The 23,089-nt window shown below is 69.2% G+C and carries 19 protein-coding genes and 1 pseudogene; 8 read left to right on the top strand and 12 right to left on the bottom strand.

From position 1 onward, the window contains the following. Positions 1–17 precede the first annotated feature (17 nt). From ACQPZF_RS16875 to ACQPZF_RS16865, 3 genes are all read left to right on the top strand, one after another. Complete coding sequence (locus ACQPZF_RS16875; protein ID WP_433272625.1) at positions 18–1,262, top strand: metallophosphoesterase family protein; 1,245 nt, start codon at positions 18–20, stop codon at positions 1,260–1,262. Then, positions 1,259–4,906, top strand: coding sequence for an AAA family ATPase (locus tag ACQPZF_RS16870; protein ID WP_433272623.1), 3,648 nt, complete (start codon positions 1,259–1,261; stop codon positions 4,904–4,906). The genes ACQPZF_RS16875 and ACQPZF_RS16870 overlap by 4 nt, the downstream gene beginning before the upstream one ends. 299 nt (positions 4,907–5,205) lie before the next feature. Next, positions 5,206–5,727 (top strand): DUF6907 domain-containing protein, encoded by a 522-nt coding sequence (locus ACQPZF_RS16865; protein WP_433272622.1) that lies wholly within the window; start codon positions 5,206–5,208, stop codon positions 5,725–5,727. Between the two features lie 433 nt (positions 5,728–6,160). Here the strand turns inward: ACQPZF_RS16865 and ACQPZF_RS16860 are convergent, their stop codons facing one another. Further along, entirely contained in the window at positions 6,161–7,117 is a 957-nt protein-coding gene (locus ACQPZF_RS16860) for a hypothetical protein (RefSeq protein WP_433272620.1), read from the bottom strand. 416 nt (positions 7,118–7,533) lie between these two features. Between ACQPZF_RS16860 and ACQPZF_RS16855 the strand changes: the two genes are divergently transcribed. Continuing rightward, complete coding sequence (locus ACQPZF_RS16855; protein ID WP_433261511.1) at positions 7,534–8,745, top strand: ISAs1 family transposase; 1,212 nt, start codon at positions 7,534–7,536, stop codon at positions 8,743–8,745. 143 nt (positions 8,746–8,888) lie between these two features. On the opposite strand, the gene ACQPZF_RS16850 is transcribed toward ACQPZF_RS16855, so the two are convergent. Together ACQPZF_RS16850 and ACQPZF_RS16845 are read right to left on the bottom strand one after the other, a co-directional pair. Then, positions 8,889–11,006, bottom strand: coding sequence for a 2Fe-2S iron-sulfur cluster-binding protein (locus ACQPZF_RS16850; protein ID WP_433272618.1), 2,118 nt, complete (start codon positions 11,004–11,006; stop codon positions 8,889–8,891). Positions 11,007–11,020: 14 nt separating this feature from the next. Next, complete coding sequence (locus ACQPZF_RS16845; protein ID WP_433272616.1) at positions 11,021–11,293, bottom strand: siderophore-interacting protein; 273 nt, start codon at positions 11,291–11,293, stop codon at positions 11,021–11,023. Positions 11,294–11,394: 101 nt separating this feature from the next. Here ACQPZF_RS16845 and ACQPZF_RS16840 point away from each other — a divergent pair, with 101 nt between their 5' ends. Then, positions 11,395–12,015, top strand: a complete 621-nt coding sequence (locus tag ACQPZF_RS16840) for a TetR/AcrR family transcriptional regulator (RefSeq protein ID WP_433272614.1) — start codon at positions 11,395–11,397, stop codon at positions 12,013–12,015. Between the two features lie 148 nt (positions 12,016–12,163). Here the strand turns inward: ACQPZF_RS16840 and ACQPZF_RS16835 are convergent. Continuing rightward, positions 12,164–12,496, bottom strand: a pseudogene (locus ACQPZF_RS16835) (transposase); the annotation flags it as partial. A 226-nt stretch (positions 12,497–12,722) separates the two neighbouring features. Then, the gene (locus ACQPZF_RS16830) at positions 12,723–14,696 is read right to left on the bottom strand and encodes a heavy metal translocating P-type ATPase (RefSeq protein ID WP_433272612.1); all 1,974 of its coding nucleotides are present in this window, start codon (positions 14,694–14,696) and stop codon (positions 12,723–12,725) included. Positions 14,697–14,791: 95 nt separating this feature from the next. Between ACQPZF_RS16830 and ACQPZF_RS16825 the strand changes: the two genes are divergently transcribed. After that, complete coding sequence (locus ACQPZF_RS16825) at positions 14,792–15,154, top strand: ArsR/SmtB family transcription factor (protein WP_433272611.1); 363 nt, start codon at positions 14,792–14,794, stop codon at positions 15,152–15,154. A gap of 24 nt (positions 15,155–15,178) precedes the next feature. Here ACQPZF_RS16825 and ACQPZF_RS16820 read toward each other — a convergent pair whose 3' ends face one another. From ACQPZF_RS16820 to ACQPZF_RS16800, 5 genes are all read right to left on the bottom strand, one after another. Then, a complete protein-coding gene (locus ACQPZF_RS16820) occupies positions 15,179–15,391 on the bottom strand; it encodes a hypothetical protein (protein WP_433272609.1) in 213 nt (70 codons plus the stop codon). Between the two features lie 157 nt (positions 15,392–15,548). Next, the gene (locus ACQPZF_RS16815; RefSeq protein WP_433272607.1) at positions 15,549–16,502 is read right to left on the bottom strand and encodes a pyridoxal-phosphate dependent enzyme; all 954 of its coding nucleotides are present in this window, start codon (positions 16,500–16,502) and stop codon (positions 15,549–15,551) included. Beyond that, positions 16,499–17,770: an MDR family MFS transporter gene (locus ACQPZF_RS16810; RefSeq protein ID WP_433272605.1), complete on the bottom strand. Its 1,272-nt coding sequence runs from the start codon at positions 17,768–17,770 to the stop codon at positions 16,499–16,501. Before ACQPZF_RS16810 ends, ACQPZF_RS16815 begins: the two co-directional genes overlap by 4 nt. After that, on the bottom strand, positions 17,767–18,930 hold the full coding sequence (locus ACQPZF_RS16805) for a PLP-dependent cysteine synthase family protein (RefSeq protein WP_433272603.1): 1,164 nt from the start codon (positions 18,928–18,930) through the stop codon (positions 17,767–17,769). The genes ACQPZF_RS16810 and ACQPZF_RS16805 overlap by 4 nt, the downstream gene beginning before the upstream one ends. Before the next feature lie 159 nt (positions 18,931–19,089). After that, a complete protein-coding gene (locus ACQPZF_RS16800; RefSeq protein ID WP_433272601.1) occupies positions 19,090–19,623 on the bottom strand; it encodes a hypothetical protein in 534 nt (177 codons plus the stop codon). Between the two features lie 304 nt (positions 19,624–19,927). On the opposite strand from ACQPZF_RS16800, the gene ACQPZF_RS16795 reads away from it, so the two are divergent. Next, positions 19,928–20,587, top strand: a complete 660-nt coding sequence (locus ACQPZF_RS16795) for a class I SAM-dependent methyltransferase (protein ID WP_433272599.1) — start codon at positions 19,928–19,930, stop codon at positions 20,585–20,587. After that, positions 20,584–20,760 (top strand): hypothetical protein, encoded by a 177-nt coding sequence (locus tag ACQPZF_RS16790; protein WP_433272598.1) that lies wholly within the window; start codon positions 20,584–20,586, stop codon positions 20,758–20,760. Before ACQPZF_RS16795 ends, ACQPZF_RS16790 begins: the two co-directional genes overlap by 4 nt. A gap of 36 nt (positions 20,761–20,796) precedes the next feature. On the opposite strand, the gene ACQPZF_RS16785 is transcribed toward ACQPZF_RS16790, so the two are convergent. Continuing rightward, positions 20,797–22,860, bottom strand: a complete 2,064-nt coding sequence (locus tag ACQPZF_RS16785) for an amino acid adenylation domain-containing protein (RefSeq protein ID WP_433272596.1) — start codon at positions 22,858–22,860, stop codon at positions 20,797–20,799. Then, positions 22,857–23,087 carry an acyl carrier protein gene (locus ACQPZF_RS16780; protein ID WP_433272594.1) on the bottom strand — a complete coding sequence of 77 codons (231 nt, stop codon included), beginning with the start codon at positions 23,085–23,087 and terminating at the stop codon, positions 22,857–22,859. Before ACQPZF_RS16780 ends, ACQPZF_RS16785 begins: the two co-directional genes overlap by 4 nt. Positions 23,088–23,089 lie beyond the last annotated feature (2 nt).

Below are 23,089 nucleotides of genomic sequence, written 5' to 3'. Positions count from 1 at the left end.
CTCTGGAGTGTACAACGGTGACCGGGGTGCGGATCGTGCACGCGGCGGACATCCACCTCGACAGCCCGCTGCGGGGGTTGGGTGGGTTCGTCAAGGAGGACGTCGCCCATCAATTGCGCCAGGCCTCGCGGCAGGCGCTGAAGAACTTGGTGCGGTTGAGCGTCGACGAGAAAGCGGTCGCGCTCGTGCTGGCCGGCGACATCTACGACGGCGACTGGCCCGACTACGCCACCGGCCGGTTCTTCGCCGAGCAGATGGACTTCCTGAACGACCACGACGTGCGGGTGTTCATGGCCGCGGGCAACCACGACGCGGCCAGCGTGGTCACCAAGGCCGTGCGGCTGCCCGACAACGTGACCGTGCTCGACGTGGACAAGGCCGAAACCGTGATCGACGAGGACCTCGGCTTGGCCGTGCACGGCCAGGGGTTCGCCACGCGGGCCGTCACGAAGAACCTGGCGCTGGCCTATCCCGACCGCGTCCACGGCATGGTGAACGTCGGCATCCTGCACACGGCGGTATCCGGCGCGGAGGGCCACGACACCTACGCACCGTGCGACCCGTCGGACCTGCTCAAGCCCAAGTACGAATACTTCGCGCTCGGCCACGTCCATCAGCGGCGGGTGGTGAACGACGGCCGGTGGGTCGCAGCGTTCTCCGGCAACCTACAGGGCAGGCACGCCAACGAGACCGGCCCCAAGGGTGCTCTGGTGGTCGACCTGGACCGTGACGAGCCCGCAAATCCGAGGTTCGTCGCACTCGACGTGGCTCGCTGGGAGCGGATCGAGGTCGACGCGTCCGGGCACGGGACGTTCGACGAAGTGCTCGACACGGTGGAGACGAGCCTGGCCGACGCCCGTGTCGCTGCCGAAGGCCGTCCGCTGGTCGCCAGGGTGACGGTGACCGGGACGACCCGGGCGGCGGGAGCGTTGAGCGATCGCGAACGGTTGGTCCAAGAGGTACGAGCATCCGGCGGCCGCGCGGGCGTCACCGTGGAGAAGGCCGCTTCCCACGCGCGCATGCCCCGGGCCGGTGACCCGGCGAACGACCGACTGATCGAAGCGGTGCTCCGCAGGGCGGAGGACCTGGGTCACGACAGCCCTTTGGTTGACAGGCTGACCGCACCACTCAAGCGCGATTTCGGCCGAGTGCTGCACAAGGACAGCCCGCTGGACCTCAACGACCCCGTCGTGCTGGAGCGGATCACTGCGGCGGCGATGAACGGCCTGGTCGCCAAGATGACCACCGGGGAGGACCGATGAGGGTTCGGCTGCTCACGCTGGACAGCTACGGCGCGTTCCGGAACCGGACAATCGAACTCGGCACCGGTCTGAGCGTGGTGCTCGGCCTCAACGAGACCGGCAAGTCCACCGCGCTCGACGCGTTGGCCGACCTGCTGTGGTCGATACCGCAGTACTCGAAGCGCGCCTTCCACTTCCGCCGCCAGGAACTGGTCGTCAGCGCGGTGCTCGTCCTGCCCGATGGCACCGAGGTCCCTGTCGAGCGAAGTGCGAGCGGGTTGGTCGACACCGCCACCCACAGGGAGGTTCCCGCGGTGTGGCAGGGGGACGGGGACGACCGCGGCCGGTGGCGGACCTCGTTCGGCTTGTCCCACGAGGAGCTGCGCAAGGGTGGGGAGCACCTGTTCAAGGGTGAAGGCGACCTCGCGTCCCTGATCTTCCGCGCGCGCAGCGGGCTGTCGGTGCACCACCTGCTGGACTCGCTCTCGGCGCGTGCCGACTCGCTGTACAAGGAGCACCGGGGGAACAAGAGCGTTCGGGCACGTCGTGCAATCGCCGAGTACGAACAGGCGGTCCACGACGTGGAGGAAGCCACTGCGCTCGCCGCCGACGTCACTGCAATCCGCGAGGTGCTGCGCCAGGTCGGCGAGGACGTCGAGCGGACCAAGAGGGTCAAGGATGCCGCCTTCGCCGGGCTGACCGACCAGGAGGCTCGGCTGCGGGTGCTCGACAGGGTCCGGCAACTGGCTCGGGCCGAAGCCAGGATCGCAACCCTGCGGTCGGCGGGGCCTTGCCTGGACGCCGAAGACCTCGCACTCCACGCCGAGACCACAGTTCGACTGCACCGCGCCCACAGTGCAATCGTCGACGTCGAGGACGAGATCGCCGCGACGTCCGCGCAGCTAGCCGGCACCGCCTCCAAGGACCCCGCCCTCGGGGACCGCGACCTGGTGGAGCGCCTGAATCGGGAGTCCGCAGCCAGACTGGACGACGCGGAGCAGGCCCAGGCCTGCTTAGCGGAAGCCGATGAAAGCGACGCTGGCACCCGCGCGCTGCTGGTCGACCTGACCCGCAATGTCGACCAGCCGGTCGACGTGCTGCTGAGCACGCTGTGGGTCGGCGAGGACCGCGTCGCCGAGCTGGATGCCGCAGCGGAGGCGCTCGTCCAGGCGGACGCCATCGTGGCCGAGCGACAACGCCAGGTAGAAGCCGCAGGTGACCGCGAACCCGCTACGCCCGACTCGGAGGCACCGGACGCACAAATCGTCGCGTCCCTGCGTGAGGCCGTGAGTGCCATCGAGGCCGAGGATTCGGTGGTGACCACTTTCCGACGCGCTGCTGAAGCCGTGGCGGATGCGCGACACGAGCACGCCCGCCTTCTCACGACGGTGGGCCTGCCCGCACACACGCGTCTCGGGGCACTGCCATCCCGCGAGTCGGTGATAGGGACCTGCGACGAAATCTCGGCTTGTGACGGTGCCATCCGGACGGCCCGTCGAGAACTGGACGCCGTCGAAAGGCGGTCGGCCGACGTCCAACGGCAACTGTCCGAGGACGAACTGCACCACGTCCCGGACCCGTCAGAAGTGACGGCTGCCCGTGCGGCACGCGACGAACTGATCACCGAGGTCGTGCGCGCTTGGCTGGCGGGTCACCCGCCCGCACGAGCGCCCGGCCTGCCGGTGAAGGTCGAACGCGCCGTCCGCGAGGCCGATCGCGTCGGCGATCTGATCGCGGAGCACGTCGAAGTGGCGGCACGACGCGGAGTGCTGACCGCCGAACTGGCGAAGACCCGTGCCGAGGCGGTCGCCGCCGGATCAAAGGTCGCGGAAGCGGAACGCGCACACACAGCGGCCTGCCAGGCGTGGGAGGCTAGCTGGAAACCGGTTGGCGTTCCACATCCGCCCGTCAGCGATGCGCTCGTGCTCCACGAGTCGCTGGCCGGGGCGCTCACGGCCGAAGGACGTAAGGTCACCGCGAGCCGCACCGCCGAGGACTTGCGTCCGGCGGTCGAGGAGCAGCGCAACTACTTGGCGGACGTACTCGCGCGGGCGGGACGACCACGGCCCGAGGCGGATCTGGACAGCCTGCTCGAAGCAGCGAGGCGGCTGCTGGCCGAGGACGACTACGCACGCGAAGCACGTGCGGTCGCGCAGAACGTGCGGACCATTCGGAAGGAGGCGGAGCGGGAACTCGAACGGGCACGTGCGCAGCGGGACTGGGCAGATGACCGGTGGCGGACAGCTTTGGCCGCCGCCCAGCTCCCAGATCTGAGCCGCCCGACCGGGTGGTACCGGCGGCGCGACATCGTCACGAGGGCCCGCGCGTCACACGTCACCGCGACCGGCCTCCGCGCACGGGCACGACAGCTCGCTGAACGGCATCAGGGGTTCGTGAAGGAGCTGGCGGCGCTCACCGCACGTTTGGGTGTCGAGGACGACGACATCACCGACGCGCTCGACACCCTGTCGGCGCGGGTCCAGTCGGCGTTGGAGGTCAAAGGCACGGCGGACAACCTCGCGGACAGGCTCGACTCGCTGCGCCGGAAGCTCGAAGAGCACACAGCGCAACGGCTTCTGGCCGTCGCCGCTCTGGACGACTTGCGTCGCCGGACCGACGCTTCGGACCTCGACGCCGCGGCTGAACGCGGCGAGGAACTGGCCGGCCTGTCGACCAACGTCAACCAGCACAGCGAAGTGGTGCGCATCGCGCTGCCGCGAACCGACCTGCGGCAGTTGGTCGCCGAGTTGAGTGATGTCGACGAGCAACAACTGTGCATCGACGTCGACACGGCGCGGCAGCGGTACGAGGACGCCGACGAGACGCACGAAGAAGCACTCCGCCGTTACGGCGAGCTCTCCCAACGCCACCAGGCGCTGATCACCCGGCCCGGAGCCGCCGAACTGCATGCCAAAGCGCACGAACGACTGGCCGCGCTGGCCGACGAGGTCGAGGAGTACCTGGTCGCTGAGATCCAGCGCACGGTCCTGCGCGACGAGTTGGAGGCGTACGAGCGGGAGCACGCCTCACCGCTGCTCGACACCGCCGGGCGCATCCTCGAAGAGCTGACCGGAGGGCGTTATGTCGCCCTGCACACGCACAGCGACGCCAACGGGCGGTCGTTGCGCATCGTCGGTGCCGATGAGCGCCCCCGGAAACCGGACGAGCTGTCGGAGGGGACGGCCGACCAGGCGTTCCTCGCCCTCCGCCTGGCCGGCATCGAGTCGTTGCAGGATGACAGGCGTACCCGCGGGCTCCCGACGCTGCCGGTCGTTCTCGACGACGTGCTGATGACTTTCGACGACGCCAGGGCCGCAGCAACACTCAAAGTGATGGCACGGCTCGCACGCCAGTGGCAGATCGTCGTCTTCAGCCACCACACTCACATGCGCCAGGTCGCGGAAGGCCTGGAGTTGGACAACCTCACCGTCGCCGAACTGGTCGTCCCACCCCCGATCGACTCCACGCGCACCCCGCAGGAGATCCGCGACGCCGCGCGCGAGCGCATCGTGATCGGCAACCAACCAGAACCCGCCCCGCGCGCCACGAGGACGGTCGACCCGACACTGGTCCGGGCGTGGGCGCGCCGAACCGGCAGGCAGGTGGCCGATCGCGGCCGGATCTCGCAGGACGTCGTCGACGCCTACGAAGCCGCTCACGGCTGATCACGCGCGCCAGCGGGTGCAGTGGATCACTTCTTGCACGACCGTCCGCGCTGTCCCGTCTCCGGCCACCGGACAGCCTCGTCTCGAGTGAGAGGCAGTCCGCGTCACGCGGTCAGCGACGACCTCACGACACCCGTTCAGCCCAGCGGGCACCACCCGTTCAGCGCTACGGCGAGGACGACCAATCGCCGTATTTAGCACAAGACGATTAATCGGGATTTATTTGATGCTCAAGCACCACCTAGATCCGAGTCGAAACATGAAAAACCTGCATATCGCCGTACAAAGGGAGTACAAATATGACGGATGGCACTGCATACGACAAGCTCAGCAAGGATCAACTGTCGGGCGTCAGTTGCATCCACTGCGGACGGGTTCCGGTCAATCTGGAAGTAGTCGACAATAGTGCCGACACGACGCTGGTTGCCTGTTCAGAAGAAGATCGCATGATGTGCGAGCGCAAGGTTTTCTGGCTGGATGCACCTTGCCCGCCGTGGTGTGATGGGCTACACGCGGACCATGACGACCCCGATGATCGTGGTCACTATTCTTCTTGGCAGGGCAGGGTGCCATTGATCAACGAGAAGGCGGAAACCTGCGACGACCTGTTGAAGGGGCCGTTTCAACCGGAGTACGTCGCGCTCCACATTCGCCAGATGGTCCGTGAAAATGGTGCCATGATCTGGTGCGGCCTGGGCGAGACCGCGAAAGGCTGGCACCTCACACCCGCGGAAGCTCGCACCTTGGCCAAGGTGTTGATGGAGGCCGCCAACTTGACCTCTATTGCTCCGAAGATGGCGCCGTCCATCAAGGCTGCGTGACCAGCCGCTTCCACCTGGGCGCCAGCAGGATCACCTTGGCGGACATCCGTACCGGTTCGGGCCAATTTCGCGCTTGCCCGGTCCACCGGGAGGAGCGTCGTGCGAGCGGTGGCGGAGCTTCAGCAGCGGGAGGACCGATTACGACCGCATCGAGTCATCGGAGGTAGCAGCCAACCGACCCACGCGGAGGTCCGATGAGCTACTCGCTGATCGACCAACCACAAGCAAGATCAAATGGCGATTTGGCGGCGACGGGAACCGGGTGGAACCCGTCGCCGCGCGCCACAACCAGAAGGAACGACCGGCTCCGACCTGCGCAGACCTCGGTTTACGCAGGTCGGAGCCGGACCCCGGCCTCTTTGACACGGTAGGGGTCACTGGTTCAATCCCAGTATCGTCCACCAGCGAACTATGCAGGTCGGAAGCCCGGTACTCAATCTTGAGGCCGGGCTTCCTGCATGTCGTGCAAGATCAATGGCGATGAAACGGCGATGGTGACGGTAGCGTTCGTGCCTCCTCCACCACGGTCACGCCAGGTGGGGAACCATCCGATGATTCGGTCCCGCTCGTCCCGGTGGAGCGCGAGCAACGAGGCCGCCCGGCGTCGTTCGAGCGAGTCGTTGATCTGAATCAGCATGACCTCCGTCACATGGTCGTAGGTGCGGGCGATCCCCTTCATCTTCTGCCCCAGCCGTGCCCGCCGCGCCACCTCCGGGATGCCGTCCTCGGCCATCCACGTCGCATGGATGTGACGTGCTTCACGGAACGTGAACCACGGCAGGATCGGCGGCACGTGACCGGCGACCTCCGGACGGTCCGGCTTGCGCCCGTCCCAGGCCGGCCGCCAGAACCGCTGCCGGAAGTTCCCCCGCCGCAGCCCGCCTTCGGGCGGGGTGAACGCGAAGGACCCCGGTTGACCGTCGAGCAGGGACTCGTAGAACACGGTGATGCTGGGCGGCAGCCGCAGCCACCGGGTACCCGCAGGCGTCTTGGTCCGTCCACGCTTCCCCCTGGACCTCCTCGGCGTGACATACGGCACATCCGGCCGGGCCGTCGGCGTCGAGGACGCGGCGATCGAACCCGCCTTCATCAGCCGCCCGTTGACCTCCTTCAACGGATAGCGCACGTCGATCGCACGCAGGTCGTGGTCGTGGCGCTCTTGGCCGACGAGTTCGCCCCACCGCGCGCCCGTGTAGCCGCCGACCAGGCACAAGGTGAATCCCGCCAGGCCCATCTCCGACTCGTAGAGCCGCATCGCCGCGCCGCGTTCATGATCGTGGAGAACGACGCGAAGAACGACGCGACCGACAGCTCGGCGTACTCGTCGTGCAACTTCGACAGCCACTTCTCGATCTCGATGTAGCCGTTGAAGATGCCGATCATCGGCCACAGGCCCCACTCGATCAACTGGTTGTCCCGATGGGACCGGTACTTCGCCTGCGTGTTCGGCTCCAGCCTGGGCGCCACCGCGTCGAACCACTCAGTGACAAAGTCGACGAACGGCATTTCCGCGTCGCGGGGGGTCGATCCACATGTTCCGTCGAATCAGTGTCTCCTGCTCCGACCCCCACTCTTCCGCGGCCTTCTCCGACGAGAAGCCCGACCTGCTCCCCCAGGTGCCGTCGGGCCGACCGGCCCGCCGGAGCTGCGCACGGCGCAGGGCGATTGCGTAGTCAGAAAGCAAGGCTCTGAGCTGCGAGTTTGCGGAGCGAAGGGCCTTCATGGAGGCGGGAGCGGCAGGTGAGACCGCATCGGTGATCATGGAGTTGCGACGCTTCACGACTCCGAGGAAGACCTCACCCGCCGATGACATCATCTCTCATCACCGCACTGACCGTCACCACACCCACCCTTGACCGGCTACCAGCGCCCGTCGCCGACGGCGAGCATGGCGGTCTGCTGGACGCTTTGGCGAAGGTCCCGGACCCGCGTGACCCGCGCGGGATCCGTTACCCACTGTCGGCATTGCTCATGATTGCGGTCTGCGCGGTCCTGGCCGGGGCGTCGTCCTTCGCGGCGATCACCGACTGGATACAGGATCTCGACAGCGATGCCCGTGGCCGGCTCGGTTTCGAGCGCATCCCTTCCGGCACAACGATGTGGCGGCTGCTGACCCGCCTCGACGCCGACCTGTTGGCCACCGTCCTCGCCGGCTGGCTCACCACCCGCGCCCGGCGATCACCGCCGGTCCGTCCACGCCGACACCGCCATGTCATCGCCGTGGACGGCAAAACCCTGCGCGGCGCCCGCCTCGACGACGGCCGACAGGTCCACCTGCTCTCCGCCCTGGACACAGACACCGGCATCGTCCTGGCCCAGGTCACCGTGAACGCGAAGTCGAACGAGATTCCAGCGTTCACCCCGCTTCTCGACGCCGTCCACAGGGTTGTGGGCACCCTGGAGGGCGTGGTGTTCGTCGCCGACGCACTGCACACCCAAGCCGGCCACGCCCACCAGGTCGCCACCCGCGGAGCCCACCTGATGACCGCGGTGAAGGGCAACCAGCCGACATTGTTCACCCAACTGAAATCCCTGCCCTGGCCCAAGATCCCCGTCGGGGACCGCACTCGCGACCGAGGTCACGGACGCCGCGAGACCCGCACCGTCAAAGCCGTCACCCCGCACACTCCCGGCGGCATCGCGTTCCCCCACGCAGAGCAGGCCGTCCGGATCACCCGCAGCCGCACCACCGGCACGAAGACCACCCGCGAAACCGCGTACTTCACCGTGTCCCTGCCCGCCGGCGACGCCCTGCCGGTCGATCTGCAGGACTGGATCCGCCGCGAATGGCTCATCGAGAACCAGGTCCACCACGTCCGCGACGTGACGTTCCGTGAAGACTCCCACCAAGCCCGAACCGGCACCGGCCCCGCCGTCATCGCCACTCTGCGCAACACCGCGATCGGCTGGCACCGCACCAACGGCCACACCAACATCGCCCGCGCCCTCCGACGCGCCAACCGCCGATCACACGACCTGATCACCGCCGTGACCAGCAGCTACTCCACAACGCAATGACCCTGGCGCACGGCGTTCGCGGAGCTGCCCCGGCGAGCCAGGCGCGCCGCGGGAGCCAGGTAGGGCGGTTGGCCACATACCGGCGGACTTCAGCGACCTCACGCGAGCCGTCCAACGCCCGCCGATGACTGCGTGGCTGTCCGTCAGGGCTCGGTGATGTCCAGGGTGACCGTGGACAGCGGACAGCCCACACACGTCAGGACGTAACCGTCGGCCTTCTGTCGCGGTGTCAGGCAGTTCGGTTCGTTCATCGCGACCTGCCCGCCGCGGAGCTTCACCATGCAGTCCCCGCAATTGCCGACCGTGCACGAGTACGGCATCGGCAGCCCCGCCGCGAGCCCGGCGTCGAGAAGCGTCTGGCCGGGCTCGACCACCACAGATCCGACCTCGTGCGCCCCGTCCTCGACGATCATCTGCTGCGGCGCGGTCACCGTGGCGATCGTGTCCGCCCCGCTCGTGTAGCGCTCCTGGTGCACGCGGTCGTCCGGCACTCCGCGCTCGGTCAGGACACCGCGGACCGTGTCCATCAACGCCTCAGGCCCGCACGTGTAAAACCTGGCGTCGTCGGATGGCCGCACCTCGGTGAGCCAGTCGCGGACACCCGTGGCGTCGAGCCGTCCTCGTTCCCTCGTCAGGACATGCGTGACCGACAGCCGATCCGGGTTCTCCTCCGCCAATCGGAGGAGGTCGTCGGCGAAGATGACCTCCTCCTCGCTGCGGTTGCTGTACAGCAGCGCGATCCGGCGAGTCCCCGATGTGGCGAGCAGCGTGCGGATCATGCTCATCACCGGCGTGACCCCGCTGCCCGCGGCGACCAGGACGATGTCGTGCGCCGCCGCCGGATCGGCGTGGAAGCCCCCGGACGGACCGCGCAGGGACAATCGGTCACCGGCAACGAGGTTCTGGTGGACGTGGGTCGAGAAGCGACCGCCCTCGACCTGCTTGATCGTGACCTCCAGCCGCGAGCTCCCCGGTGCCGACGAGGCGGAGTAGGCGCGTCGCACCGGTCGCCCGTCGATGTCCGTGACCAGGGTGAAGAACTGTCCTGGCCGGAAGTCGAAGGAACTCCGACCCTCGGTGTCCTCCAGCACGAGGGTGACCGCGTTCGGCGTTTCCCGGCGCACCTCGGTCACGCGCACCTCCCGCAACCGTTGCGCCGCCTCGGATTCGACGGCGGGCGGCTTCGGTCGCGAGCCGACCTGAACGTCCTCGTAGCCTTCCTTCCTCAGTCCGGACCGGTAGGCGACGTTCATGGCCAGCCGCAGCACCCGGCCGATCCCCGGGATCCTCGCGACGATTCCGAGTCCCCGCGCGAGCACACCTCCGTGGACCTCGGCCATGTTCGCGGCGAGGTGGTCCCCGGTCAGCACCATCAAGTCCGGTGCCGTGCCGCGGTCGAGATGGGTGGCCGCCGCCCAGATCCGCGAGCGCGCCACGGCGGTGCCGGCGGTCACTTCGGCGTGCTCGACGTCGATCAGCAGCGCGGCGTGCGGGGGCGTCCCGCGCAACGCCATCGTCTCCAGCAGCGTGGGATCGTCGGTGATCGAGCCTCGGCCGCGGACGTGCAGCACGCCGGTCCGGCCCGGGACGAGGGCTGCGAACGAGAGCCGGTCGTCCTGGAGGAGGTTGTGGAGGCTGTCGGCGCGCTTGTTGCCCTTGCGGTCGGCGATGGCGAGCGTCCGGCCGTCGAGGATGCGCGCGACGGTCCGCTGGTCCCCGCGCGGACTGGTGTCACTCCCACCTGCACCGTCCCAAGTGGACAGCACGAGAAATGGTGCGGCGGCGAGGAAGTCCGCGACGCCTGGACCGCGCAACGGACCGTCGCCCTCGACCTCCGATGCCGGTTCGGCGGGAGCGGGCGGCAGCCACAGGCGCGAGCGGATGACGGCCTGGGCGCAGTGCACGTACGCCTGCTCGACGTCCACGAACGTCTCGACGCCCTTCCGCTTTGCCACCCAACCGTTGACGCGCAACGTTTCCCCGACGCCCGGCAGGAGGAAGACGAACGACACCGGACCGTGCGCCTCGCCATCGGGCAGGGGGAACGAGATCCGCGTGGGTGAGTGGACGCGCACGAATCCCGGTGTGCCGCCGACGAACGTCGTGCGGCTCACGCCGTCGGCGTCGCGGTAGCCGAAGCCCGCGAGCGGGCAGTGCGCCAGGATGGTCCGGCAGCCCTCATCGAGGGCGCTGATCTGCTTCAGCATGATCATCGCCGGAGGCCGCCCGATGACTGCCTCGACCTCGTCGACCGTCGTCATGCGGTGGAACGTGCTCAACCGCATCGGAATCCCCTCCACCCCGGCGCGGACCAGCCGTGCCGCCAGTAGCCCGCGAACGAGATGTCCGCCTTCGGCACGCCGCGGTCGTTGACCAGGCGCCGCCGCACAGACGTGGCCGGCCGGGACTCGCCCGCGACCCACGCGTAGACCCGGCCGGGCGGCGGCGCCGCGGAGCGAACCGCCTCCAGCACGACGGCTCCCGGCCGCTGGGCCAGGACGGCGTCGCGGCTGAACCAGTGGGTTCGCACACGCGCCCTGTGGATCACGAGGCACCGCGTTGTTTTGTGTTTACGCACTTCATAGCTATATTGTGAGCATTAGCTCAGTTCTTGGCTACTCGCTTTTACCGCCACGGAGGAGGACCGCGATGCCGTCCGCGGACCGACGTCTAGAGCCACGTCGCAAGCCCCACCAGGTGCGTGCCGAACTCACCCGCAAGCGCATCCTCACCGCGGCTGCTCACGTTTTCGCCGAGCACGGCTACGCCGCCGGCACCACCAACCGCATCGCCGAGCGCGCCCGCGTCTCCATCGGATCGCTGTACCAGTACTTCCCGAACAAGGAGGCCATCCTCGCCGAACTGCTGATCCAGCACATCGACCCCGGCACCTGGACCGGCGCCGACGATCTCGACCTCTCACCGGGAACGCTGGAAACGACGGTCCGGGCGTTGATCCGCGACGCGATCGACAACCACAGCGACGATCCCCGGCTGCTCCGGGTGATGATCGAGGAAGCGTCGGTCTCCCAGGAACTGCTCGACACGATCGAACGGCACGGAAAGCTGCGCACGGCCCAGGTCCGCGATGTCGTCGTCCGGCACCCCGACAGCCGCGTGGCCGACCCCGAACTCGCAGCGGAGATAATCCTGTTCACCGTGGAGATGAACACGCACAAGTTCATGGCCGCACCGCAGGCCGCTCCCGTCGAGGCGTTCGAGAACGAACTGGTCGCCATGGTGACCCGCTACCTGCGCGGTGACCGGTAGCCGCAGCGCCACCGGGCGCCCTCGGCCATCGGCCACGGCTGCCACCGTGTCCCCATCGCCTCGGACACGGCAGGAATTCTGCGGATGCTCACCGACTCTGCCGCCTGGCCCGGGCCTATCTCGTGATCGGTGTGTCCGGCGTTGTTGATCAGTAGGTTTCGGCGTTCGGCCAGCGGTCACCGAACGTGATGGCGAAGGCGTTGAGCACGGGCTTCCAGCGCATCGTCCACCTGGCGCGGCCCGTCCCGGTCGGGTCGGGGCTGCGGGTGACAAGGTACAGACACTTCATCGCGGACTGTTCGGTCGGGAAATGCCCGCGGGCGCGGATCGCCCGGCGGTAGCGGGCGTTGAGCGACTCGATCGCGTTGGTGGAGCAGATCATCCGCCGGATCTCGACGTCGTAGTCCAGGAACGGCACGAACTCGTCCCAGGCGTTGCGCCACAACCGGATCATCGCCCCGTACTTACGGCCCCATTCGGTGAATCCTTCTTCACTTCCGACGTCGATGACGTGCTGTGCCGCTTCGGTTGGGAGCTCGGCGAACCACGCGAGTTGTGAGGGCCTGCCGGATGTGTTGCCGGAGTCGGGGCAGTTCCTGTACGCAGGTGCCGTGTCTAGGCGCGGTCGGATCCTGTTCGGACTGCTTCGCGCTGTCGGGCGGAGATTCCTATGTGGACGGTCATGTGTCTTGGGTGGGACCGTGTTTTCAGCGCGTTGATTCGGTGGCGCGGCGCCAGGCGGCGTGGCGGAGCAGGCGCAGGCCGTTGAGGCCGACGATGACGGTGGAGCCTTCGTGTCCGGCGACGCCGAGTGGCAGCGGGAGGGTGCCGATGAGGTCCCAGAGGGCCAGGCCGGCGATGAAGGTGCCGGCGATGATTAGGTTGGCGATGACGACCCTGCGTGCGCGGCGCGACAGGGCGATGACGGCGGGGATGGTGGTGAGGTCGTCGCGGACGACGATGGCGTCTGCGGTGTGCAGTGTCAGGTCGGAGCCGGCGCCGCCCATGGCGATGCCGGTGTGGGCGGCGGCCAGGGCCGGGGCGTCGTTGATGCCGTCGCCGACGACGGTCACTCGTTGTCCGTCGGCTTCCAGTTCGCGGACGGCGGTGACCTTGTCGTCGGGCAGCAGTCCGGCGCGCACGTCGGTGATGCCGACCTGGCCGGCGAGCAGGGTGGCGGTGGCGTGGTTGTCGCCGGTGAGCAGGGCCGGCGGGGCGCCGGTCAAGCGGGTCACTGCGGCGACGGTGGGGGCGGCCTCGGTGCGGAGCTGGTCGGTGATGCCCAGCACTGCGACCGGTCGGTGGTCGCACAGCACGACGACCGCGGTGTGGCCGTGTTGCTGGAGGGAGTCGACGGCCGCCGCGACCTCGGGTGTGGTGTCGGTGGCCGGCAGCGTGTGCGGCGATCCGACCTGGATGAAGCGGTCTTCGACCAGTGCGGACACGCCTCGTCCGGGTTGTGCGGAGAACTCGTGGGCCATGGGCAGCTCCAGGCGCTGTTGACGGGCGGCGCGCACGATCGCGGTGGCCAGCGGGTGTTCGCTGGGGTGCTCGGTCGCTGCGGCCAGCCGCAGCAGTTCCTCGGTGGTGAACGGCGTGCCGGGCAGGAGGCGGATGTCGGCGAGTTCGGGGGTGCCGCGGGTGAGGGTGCCGGTCTTGTCGAACGCCACCCGTGTGGTGGTTCCCAGTCGTTCCATCACGACCGCGGACTTGACCAGCACGCCGTGCCTGCCGGCGTTGGCGATGGCGGCCAGCAGCGGCGGCATGGTGGCCAGCACGACCGCGCAGGGCGAGGCGACGATCATGAAGGTCATCGCCCGCAGCAGGGAGTCCTGCAGCGCATCTCCCAGTAGCAGCGGGATGGCGAACACGGCGATCGTGGCGGCGACCATGCCGATCGAGTAGCGCTGCTCGACCTTCTCGATGAACAACTGGGTGCGGGCCTTGGTCCGGCCGGCCTGCTCCACCAGGCTCGCGATGCGCGCCACGACCGAGTCCTCGGCCCGGCGGTCCACCCGCACCCGCAGGACGCCGGTGCCGTTGAGTGTCCCGGCGAACACCTCGTCGCCGACCGCCTTGTCCACCGGCAGCGGCTCGCCGGTGATGGTGGCCTGGTCCACTTCGCCGGCTCCGGCCACGACCGTGCCGTCGGCGGAAACCCGCTCACCCGGTCGGACGAGGATGACATCGCCGATCTCCAGGTCTGCGGCGTCGGCCGTCTCCTCGTCGCCGGCCGGGGTGAGTCGGGTCGCGGTGTCCGGCGCGAGATCCAGCAGGCCGCGCACGGAGTCCTCGGTGCGGGCGGTGGCCAGTGCTTCCAGAGCGCCGGAGGTGGCGAAGATGACGATCAGCAGGCCGCCGTCCATCACCTGTCCGATCGCCGCCGCGCCGATCGCCGCCACGACCATCAGCAGGTCCACATCCAGCGTCTTCTCGCGCAGGGCCCGCAGTCCGGCCAAGCCGGGCTCCCAGCCGCCGGTCGCGTAGCAGGCCAGATACAGCCCCCACCACAACCACTCGGGTCCGCCGAGCAGTTGCACGGCCAGCCCGGCCAGGAACAGCACCAGCGCCGCGGCGGCCCACCGCATCTCCGGCAACGCGAACAGCCGCGTCCGCCGCACCGGCACCGCGGGCCGGGCGGGTGTCGGACGGGTCGGTGCGGCGGTGGACGGCGTGGCCACGGGTTACCTCCGAGGGACGGCAGGCGGTCGAGCCGACCATAACAGAACACATGAAGACGTCTTCATGCATACTGCTGTGAGTTAGACTGCGCCTCATGGGACACGGTGTGCAGGGCCGCGATCGACCGGCGGCCCGGCTCGACGCCGAAGCGGCGGCGCATGTGGCGACCACCCTGCAGGCCCTCGCCACTCCCAGCCGTCTGCTGATCCTCACCGAACTCCGGCAAGGCCCCCGCCCGGTCACAGACCTCGCCGAGGCGATCGGGATGGAGCAGTCAGCGGTCTCCCACCAACTCCGGCTGCTGCGCAACCTCGGCCTGGTCACCGGCACCCGCACCGGCCGCAGCATCGTCTACAGCCTCTACGACAACCACGTCGCGCAACTGCTGGACGAGGCCGTCTACCACAGCGAACACCTCCGCCTGGGCCTGGCCGACCGCCCCGACACCTCCAGCTAGTCCCGGCGCCACGTCCTCGGGTGATCAGCCCTGCTGACGCTCATCACGGAGGTTTCCGCCGACGTCGTCACCGCCGGTCGGTGCCCGATCCGGTGGGGTCGCGCCCGTGGTGGTGCGGCTGTCAGGTGCGTGGCGACCGTGTTGGGCGATCTTGGCGTTGGACATGCAGGCGGCGACGAGCGTGAACACCTCGCGCTCGTGGGCGTCTTCGACACTCTGCTGCTGGTGCCGCGGCACGAGACCGCTGTGCTGCGCCGGACCACTCCTCGCGTGCGGCTGAAGTGGGTCGATCGCGTACGGATCCGCGGCGGCCGGTGGCGGTCGATTCAGCCGGCACGGCAAGCGTGTGGCTCCGCACCGGGCGGGGTTGGTCCGGTGCGGAGCCGTTGAGCGGTCAGTTCAACAAGTGGTGCAGTCGATCCAGGGTGATGTTGCCGCCCGAGAGCACGACTCCGACGCGTGCGCCCGGTGCGTGGATGGGACCTGCGAGCAGGGCCGCGACGGCGAGGGCGCCGGACGGTTCGACGACGAGTTTCACCTCCTCGAACAGCAGGCGCATCGCGGCTCGGATCTCGTCGTCGTCCACTACGAGGACGTCGTCCACCCGGCGTTGGATGAGCGGGAAGGTGAGTTCTCCCGGGACCTCCCCGGTGACGCCGTCGGCGATGGTGTGCGGCACGGGGATCCGGACCCGTTCGCCTGCGTCGAGGGAACGGCGGTTCTTGTCTCCGACCGCGGTTTCCACTCCTACCAGGCGGGTCTTGTGGTCGGCCAGGCCCAGTGTCGCGCCGGCCAGTTGGCCTCCTCCGCCCAGCGGGAACACCAGCACGTCCAGGTCGCCGGCCTGGTCGAGGAATTCGGTGGTGGTGGTTCCCGCGCCGGCAATCACGTCGGGGTGGTCGTAGGGCGGGATCACGGTGAGACCGCGTTCGGCGGCCAGGCTCGCCGTGATGGCGAAGCGGTCGTCGGTGTAACGGTCGAAGGTGACGACCTCGGCGCCCAGTCGGCGCACGGCGGCGTGCTTGGCGGGCGGGGCGTCGGAAGGCATGACCAGCAGTGCCGTGGTTCCGGCGGCTGCGGCTGCCGGCGCCACCGCGAGGGCGTGGTTGCCGGAGGAGAACGCGATCACGCCGCGTGCGTGGTCGTCGTCGTCCAGTCGTGCGACGGCGTTGCAGGCGCCGCGGAACTTGAACGACCCGGTGCGTTGCAGGTTCTCGCATTTGAGCAGCACGTGACCTGCGGTGTGGGGGTCGAGTGCCGGGGCGTGCAGGACCGGCGTGCGGGTGGTTGTTCCGGCGAGCCGGGCGGCGGCTTCGCGCACGTCCGCCGGCGTCGGTGCGCGGGTCATCGGGTGGTCGTCCTTTCCGTGGGCGTGGGTTCGGGGGTGTTTCGCGTCGGGAGGTGTCCGGCGCGTTGCAGGAGCACGAGTGCCGCGGTGCCGGCCGTTCCCGTTGCGGTGAGGGCTATCCACACCAGAGATGGCCGGTCGTGCGCGATGCCGACGTCCCAGGCCCAGCCGGTGGCCAGGTTTCCCAGCGTGATGCCGATTCCGGACAACGTGTTGTAGAAGCCGTAGTGCGTCGCCACGAGTCGTCCGTCGGCCAGGGTGACGATGGTGTCCATTTCGAACGGATAGGCCACCGCGGTGCCCAGGGTGAGCAGCACTGTCGTCACGAGAGCCAGCACGAGAGCCCACAGCCCGCCGGACAGGCCCGCGGTCCACGCCAAGGGCAGGAACGACGCGGCCATCAGCGCCAGGCCGGCGGTCACGGCGCGGCTTGCGGCCCAGCGGGCGCGTATCCACTCGGTGAGCCGTACTTGGCCGATCACCGCGACCACGGCCGACACGGCGAACAGCACACTGCTCCCCGTGTCGCCCAGGTCCGGTCCGAGGGCGTGTGCGGCCTGCAACGGCAGGGCGAGGTAGATCTGCGAGGACAGCACGTACGAGCTGATCATCGCCAGCGAGAACAGCAGGAACGCGCGATTGCCCACCACGGTCCGCCAGTCCGAGCGGACCCCGGCGGGCTGGTCGCGCCGCTCGGCACGTGCGGGCAGGGACCGGATCTGCAACGCGGTCAGCAACACGAAGACCGCCGCCGCGACGAGGCACACGACCCGGAAGTCCGTCGTCATCAACGCCAGTCCGACCAGCGGGCCGATCAGGATGCCCGCTTGGTAGAAGACGTTGAACACGGCGAACGCCTCGACCCGCCGAGGTCCGGCGTCGGCGGCGACGTAGGCGCGGACCGAGGGGTTGAACAACGCTCCCGCGAGCCCGGTGGCGACCGAGGCGACCAGCAGGGCGGGCAGGGTGTCCACCAGGCCCAGCAACGCGAAGCCGAACGCGCGCAGCGCGCACCCGGCGACGATCATCGGCTTGTAGCCCAACCGGTCGGCCAGCGCGCCGCCCACGACGAACAGGCCCTGCTGGCTCAGCGTCCGCACGCCGAGCACGAGCCCCACGGTCCACGCTGCCATGCCGAGTCCCGATGACAGGTGGTTGGCCAGGTACGGCATGAGCATGTAGAAACCCAGGTTGATGCCGAACTGGTTCACCGCCAGCAGTCGGACGCCGCCGGGCAGGGAGCGGAACTGCCGCCACGTGCCGGTCACCGCCGTGCTCCCAGGTGGGCGAGCCGGGGATCGGTGACCGGGTCGGTGACGGTGGCACACCGGGTCCAGCGGTCCACCACCCGCTCGCCGGGGTGGGCGATCCGCTCCGGGTGGGCGGCCGGGACGCGGTCGAGCAGGTCGTGGGTGTGGCAGTAGGTGTCGTTGTAGACGGTGTCGAAGTAGCGTTGCGGCCCGTCCGGGAAGATCGCCGCGATCCGGTTCTCCGGCGGGCAGGTCCGGGCCAGCCACCCGGCGACGAGGCCGACCGCGCCGACGCTCCACCCGCCGCTGGCGTAGTGGTTGGCCGCGAGTTCGCGGCACGTCCAGACGGCTTCGGGCGGGGCGACCCAGTGGATCTCGTCGAACGCCCGGTAGTCGACGTTGCGCGGGTAGATGCTGCTGCCCAGGCCGCGCATCAACCGGCTGCCGGAGGGCTGGCCGAAGATGGTCGACCCCACGGTGTCGACGCCGACCACCTTCAACTGTGGGCAGTAGCGGCGCAGCAGTCGGCTCACGCCGGCGGAGTGCCCGCCGGTGCCGACGCTCGTGACCAGCACGTCCACCCGGCCGAGCTGCGCCACCAGTTCGGTGGCCAGCGGTCCGTACGCGGTGACGTTGTCCGGGTTGTGGTACTGGTCGGGGCACCACGCGCCCGGCTGGGCGTGCAGGAGTTCCCGGACGCGACGGCGGCGCGCTTCCTGCCAGCCGCCGACCGGATCGGGTTCCCCGACGACGTCGACCACGGCGCCGTAGGCGCACAGCATCCGCACCATCATCGGTTCCATGCCGGGGTCGGTGACCAGGGTGACCGGGTGGCCGTAGACGATGCCGGCCAGTGCCAGGCCCAAGCCCAGCGTGCCGCTGGTGGACTCGACGATCGGCGCGCCGGGCGCCAGGTCGCCGCGTTCACGGGCGCGTTCGATCATGTGCAGGGCCGGGCGGTCCTTGATGCCGCCGGGGTTGTGGCCTTCGAGCTTGGCCCAGAAGCCTCGGCCTTCCGCGGTGAACGGCTCGCCGATCCACAGGACCGGGGTGTTGCCCACGACCCCGGCCGGGGTGTGGCAGGGCGCGGCGGTCGCCGTGAGCACCAGGCGCGCCGGGGATAGGGGGTGGTCGTCGCGAACACGACGTTCGCCGACCACGGAGGAAGCAGCAAACATGGTGAGGTGTCCCCTTACACAGGCAGGGTTCGGCAGGAGAGCGGTCGACCGGAACCGAGCTCGCCACACCGGCTCGTGCCGGGCGCACGCGGCCGTGTTCGGCCGCGACGCCTCGGGCAGGGAGGCGGCGGCGGGGGTGTTTGACGGCTCGGGGGCCGCTCAGCGCCTGGACACGCAGACCAGTGTCAGCAGGTCGATTCCCGAGGGACTGGCCCTCGTGGTGGTTCCGTCTCGGGTGTCGAGGCGGGCCTCCGACGGGTGCGACCGGAGGTGTGGAACCGTCGAGACCTCGGTGGGCGCCGGACAGCGGGTGGACTGGCTCTCCGCCGGTGTCGCTTCGGAGCGGACCGGGGCACGGTGCGGTTCTCCTCCGTGCCCGCCGGGCGCTTCTCCCCCGGCCCGCTGTCCCAGGATCGCCACGCCGTGATGGTGGGGCCACAGGTCGTCGCCGGCGGCGTGGTCCTCGTCGTGGTGCCTGAGGTGGTCCTCGTCGTGGTGCGCGTCTTCCTGTGCGTCGTCGTGCGCGTCGTCGTGGTGTGCGTCGTCGTGCGCGTCGTGGTCGGCGCTGTGGTCTACGCCGTGGTTGGGGAAGCTCGGGGAATGCTCGTGGCTGCCGAACACCCCGAGGCCCAGCAGAACGCTCAGCAGGATGACGACCACCTGGCGCAGGCTCCGGGAGGTGGTCGAGGACACCACCTCACCATACTGAGCGAGTCACTTTGAGTCCTATCACAGATACACAGAGTAAGTCGTCAACTCTTGACGCCCAGCCCGGTGCGGTGTCGTACGTGCCCTCTCCCCTGCCGTTCCGCTTGGTCGACACGGAGTCCAGCGCGGAGTGCCTCGCGGAGGAACTGCGCCTTCATGGCAGGTACGCGTTCTACCTGTGAGCGCCGAGGACGGTCGCCCTTACCTCCTCGGCAGGCCTTGCCTCCCTGCTTAGTCGCCACTAAGTTATCAGCATGTTCTTAGTGACCACTAAGTTGGGAGGTGTCCGATGAACCTCGGGCAGTTGCTGCACGGCAAGCGGCGCGTGGACGCACCGGGCGCGATCGGACGTGCCAGGGCCTACGAGGCGCTGGCGACGGTGGCGTTCGCCGGACGTCGCCGGTCGACGTACGCGCGGGTGGTCGCGCTGGCGGGCGTCACACCTGGCGATCGAGTGCTGGACGTGGGCTGTGGCACGGGTTTCCTGACCGCCTTGGCGGCCGAGGCGGCACGGCCCGGCGGATGCGCGGTGGGTGTGGACGTCTCGGAGCAGATGGTCGAGCAGGCTCGACGGCTCCGGGAAGTGGCGGGGTGCACGTTCCGGGTGGGCCGGGCCGAGGCATTGGACGTCGCCGACGCGTCGTTCGACGTCGTCGTGTCGAGCCTGGCCGTGCACCACATCCCGGAAGACCTGCGCGCGCCGGCGTTCGCGGAGGTCTTCCGGGTCCTCACACCCGGCGGACGGGTCCTGATCGCCGACTTCCCGCCCCCGCGCGGGCATCTCGCACGTCACCTGGTCGGCGCGGTGGCGGGCTCGGCGATGCGGGACAACCCGGTGGAGCGGATCGCGCCACTGCTCACCGACGTGGGGTTCGCCGTCGACGCAGTCGAACGGGTCGGAGCGCTGCTGCACTGCGTGCGCGCGGTGAAGCCCGGCGGTGACGCGTGAACAGACACCGCGCCCGGCCCTGGGTCGTGGCGGTCGTGGTCGCCGGTCTGTCCGTCCACATCGGACTTGGCTATCGGTTCGGGCTGGTGATCGCCGGAGTCGGGGCCGCCGCACACCTGGTGCTCGCCTTCCTGGCGCACCGGGTCGCGCGACGGCGGACGGCGGACGGTTGAGGCCGACCGGAAGGCCTTTCGCCACGTCGGTGGGGGTCAGAGGTCGGGCAACGCCGCGCGGTCTACTTTTCCGTTGGAGGACAGTGGGAAGGAGTCCAGCGGGATGATGTGGTCGGGGACGAGGTAGGCGGGCAGGGTTGTTGTCAGGTGGCGGCGCAGCGCCTGTGGGTCGATGTCGGACGGGCTGATGTAGGCGACGAGGCGCTTGCCGGTGTCGTCGGTGTCCACGGCGGTGACGACCGCGGCCGTCACCTCGGAGTGGGTCAGGAGGGTGGCTTCGATCTCGCCGAGTTCCACGCGGAAGCCGTGGATCTTGACCTGGAAGTCCTCCCGGCCCAGGAATTCCAGGGTGCCGTCCGGGAAGTAGCGGCCGATGTCGCCGGTCCGGTAGAGGCGTTGGCCGGTGCGCGGGTGGCGGATGAAGGACTGCGCGGTCTTGTCCTCGTCGCGCCAGTAGCCCATCGCGACGCCGAGCCCGCCGATGTGGAGTTCGCCGGGAACCCAGTCGGGTACGCGGCGCAGGGCGGGGTCGAGGACTTCGAAGGTCTGGTTGGCCAGCGGTGTGCCGTAGGGGATGCTGGGCGCGGCGGGGTCGACGTCTCCGATCGGGTGGAAGTTGGACCAGATCGACGCTTCGGTCGCTCCGCCCAGCCCGACGATCGTGAGGTCGGGCGGCGCCAGGGACCTGATGCGGTCGGGCAGGGACACGGGGATCCAGTCGCCGCTCATCAGCACCAGGCGCAGGTGGTCGTTCAGGCGCATCCTGCGGCTGGCGGTGTACTCGACCAGCATCTCCATCAGTGCCGGCACGGTGTTCCAGATCGTGACGTGGTGGGCGCTCATCGCTTCCGTCCATTCCCACGGTGAGCGGGTGGTGCCGGGGTCGGGCATGACGAGCGCACCGCCGAGGGCGAGAGGGCCGAAGATGTCGTAGACGGACAGGTCGAATCCCAGTGCGGACAAGGCGAACACGCGGTCGGCGGCGGTGACCTGCCAGCGGCGGTTGACGTCGGTGACGGTGTTGACGGCGCCGAGGTGGTCGATCATCACGCCTTTGGGGCGACCGGTGGAGCCGGAGGTGTAGATGATGTAGGCGAGGTCGCGGTTTCCTTGCAGCGTGGGCGGTTCGTCCGGTGAGTCGCCGTCGAGGATCGTGTCGTCGACTCCGACAACGGTGGTGTCGGGTGGCCAGTCGAGGTCGCTGCGCCCGGCCTTGGTGAGGACGACGGTCGCGCCGGCGTGGTGGAGCAGGTAGTGCAGGCGGTCCGCCGGGACGCCGGGGTCGACGGGGACGTAGGCGGCTCCGGCGGCGAGGATGCCGAGTGCGGCAGCGACCTGTTCCCACCCCTTGTCCATCACGATCGCCACGCGGGTGCCCGGTCCGGTGACGCGGTTCGCGAGGTGGTGGGCGGCGGCGCGCAGTTGCCGGTAGGTGACGGTGCGGCCCGAGGTGATGACGGCGGAGGCGTCGGGAGTGCGGGTGGTCTGACGCCAGAACGGCTCGTGGAGCAGGACCGGGTCGACGGGCACGGTGGTGTCGTTGACGCGGTCCCGGACGCGCGCTTGGCGGGCGGGCAGGATTTCCGGTGCGGGTCCGGTCCACGACTCCGGGTCGTGCGCCAGCCGGTCGAGCAGGGCGAGGTGGGCGGAGACCAGACCGTCGACCACGTCCGGGGCGAACTGCTCGTCCAGGGATTCCCAGGTGAGCAGGAGGTCTTCGCGGTCCGGGGAGACCTCGTGCCACAGCCGTTCGGTCGTCCTGGGCGCCGCGGTCCGGTCGTCCAGGCGGGAGCTGAAGGCGATGGACAAGGGTTCACCGGGGCCGATCCGGAGGTCTTTGGCGCAGTCGAGGAAGCTCCGCCGGGGGTCGACGTCCAGCTCGGCGCGGTAGCCGTCGGGCAGTCCGATGGAGAACCGCTGGTCGCGGCACCAGCCGCCCAGGGTGCGCGCGTATGCGCACAGCAGCACGGCCGACGGTGTGCTGCCGGCGCGGTCGGCTTGGTCTCGCAGGGACCGCCACCGCGGCGCGGGCATCCGGTGCGTGCGGCGGGTCACGGTGGTGGAGTTGTTGCGGGACAGGGGAAGCTGCGGGGCGGTCACGAGACTTCCGCCCCGTGCCTGAGCAGGCTTGCCCGGACGTCGCCGATGGTCTGCATCGAGGCCATCTCGGGGTTGGAGAACCGGATGCCGTAGGCGGACTCGATCTCGACCAGCAGCTTGACGTGGTGCATGCTCGTCCACTTCAGGATGGTGTCCCTGCTGGAGTCGTCGGTGAGCTCCGCGGGGTCCAGGTCGAGCACGCGCCCGACCACCTCGGTCAATCGCATGA

Source organism: Actinosynnema sp. CS-041913, assembly GCF_050942485.1.
Classification (GTDB): domain Bacteria; phylum Actinomycetota; class Actinomycetes; order Mycobacteriales; family Pseudonocardiaceae; genus Actinosynnema.
The sequence above is the reverse complement of the archived record's forward strand: the minus strand, read 5'-3'. Positions and strand labels throughout refer to the sequence as shown.

Excerpts from the sequence above, each read along its gene's own strand:
- ACQPZF_RS16805 (WP_433272603.1), bottom strand. The coding sequence starts at position 18,930 with ATGTTTGCTGCTTCCTCCGTGGTCGGCGAACGTCGTGTTCGCGACGAC.
- ACQPZF_RS16855 (WP_433261511.1), top strand. The coding sequence starts at position 7,534 with ATGACATCATCTCTCATCACCGCACTGACCGTCACCACACCCACCCTT.
- ACQPZF_RS16865 (WP_433272622.1), top strand. The coding sequence starts at position 5,206 with ATGACGGATGGCACTGCATACGACAAGCTCAGCAAGGATCAACTGTCG.
- ACQPZF_RS16825 (WP_433272611.1), top strand. The coding sequence starts at position 14,792 with ATGGGACACGGTGTGCAGGGCCGCGATCGACCGGCGGCCCGGCTCGAC.
- ACQPZF_RS16840 (WP_433272614.1), top strand. The coding sequence starts at position 11,395 with ATGCCGTCCGCGGACCGACGTCTAGAGCCACGTCGCAAGCCCCACCAG.
- ACQPZF_RS16870 (WP_433272623.1), top strand. The coding sequence starts at position 1,259 with ATGAGGGTTCGGCTGCTCACGCTGGACAGCTACGGCGCGTTCCGGAAC.
- ACQPZF_RS16795 (WP_433272599.1), top strand. The coding sequence starts at position 19,928 with ATGAACCTCGGGCAGTTGCTGCACGGCAAGCGGCGCGTGGACGCACCG.
- ACQPZF_RS16780 (WP_433272594.1), bottom strand. The coding sequence starts at position 23,087 with ATGCGATTGACCGAGGTGGTCGGGCGCGTGCTCGACCTGGACCCCGCG.
- ACQPZF_RS16815 (WP_433272607.1), bottom strand. The coding sequence starts at position 16,502 with ATGACCCGCGCACCGACGCCGGCGGACGTGCGCGAAGCCGCCGCCCGG.
- ACQPZF_RS16850 (WP_433272618.1), bottom strand. The coding sequence starts at position 11,006 with ATGACGACGGTCGACGAGGTCGAGGCAGTCATCGGGCGGCCTCCGGCG.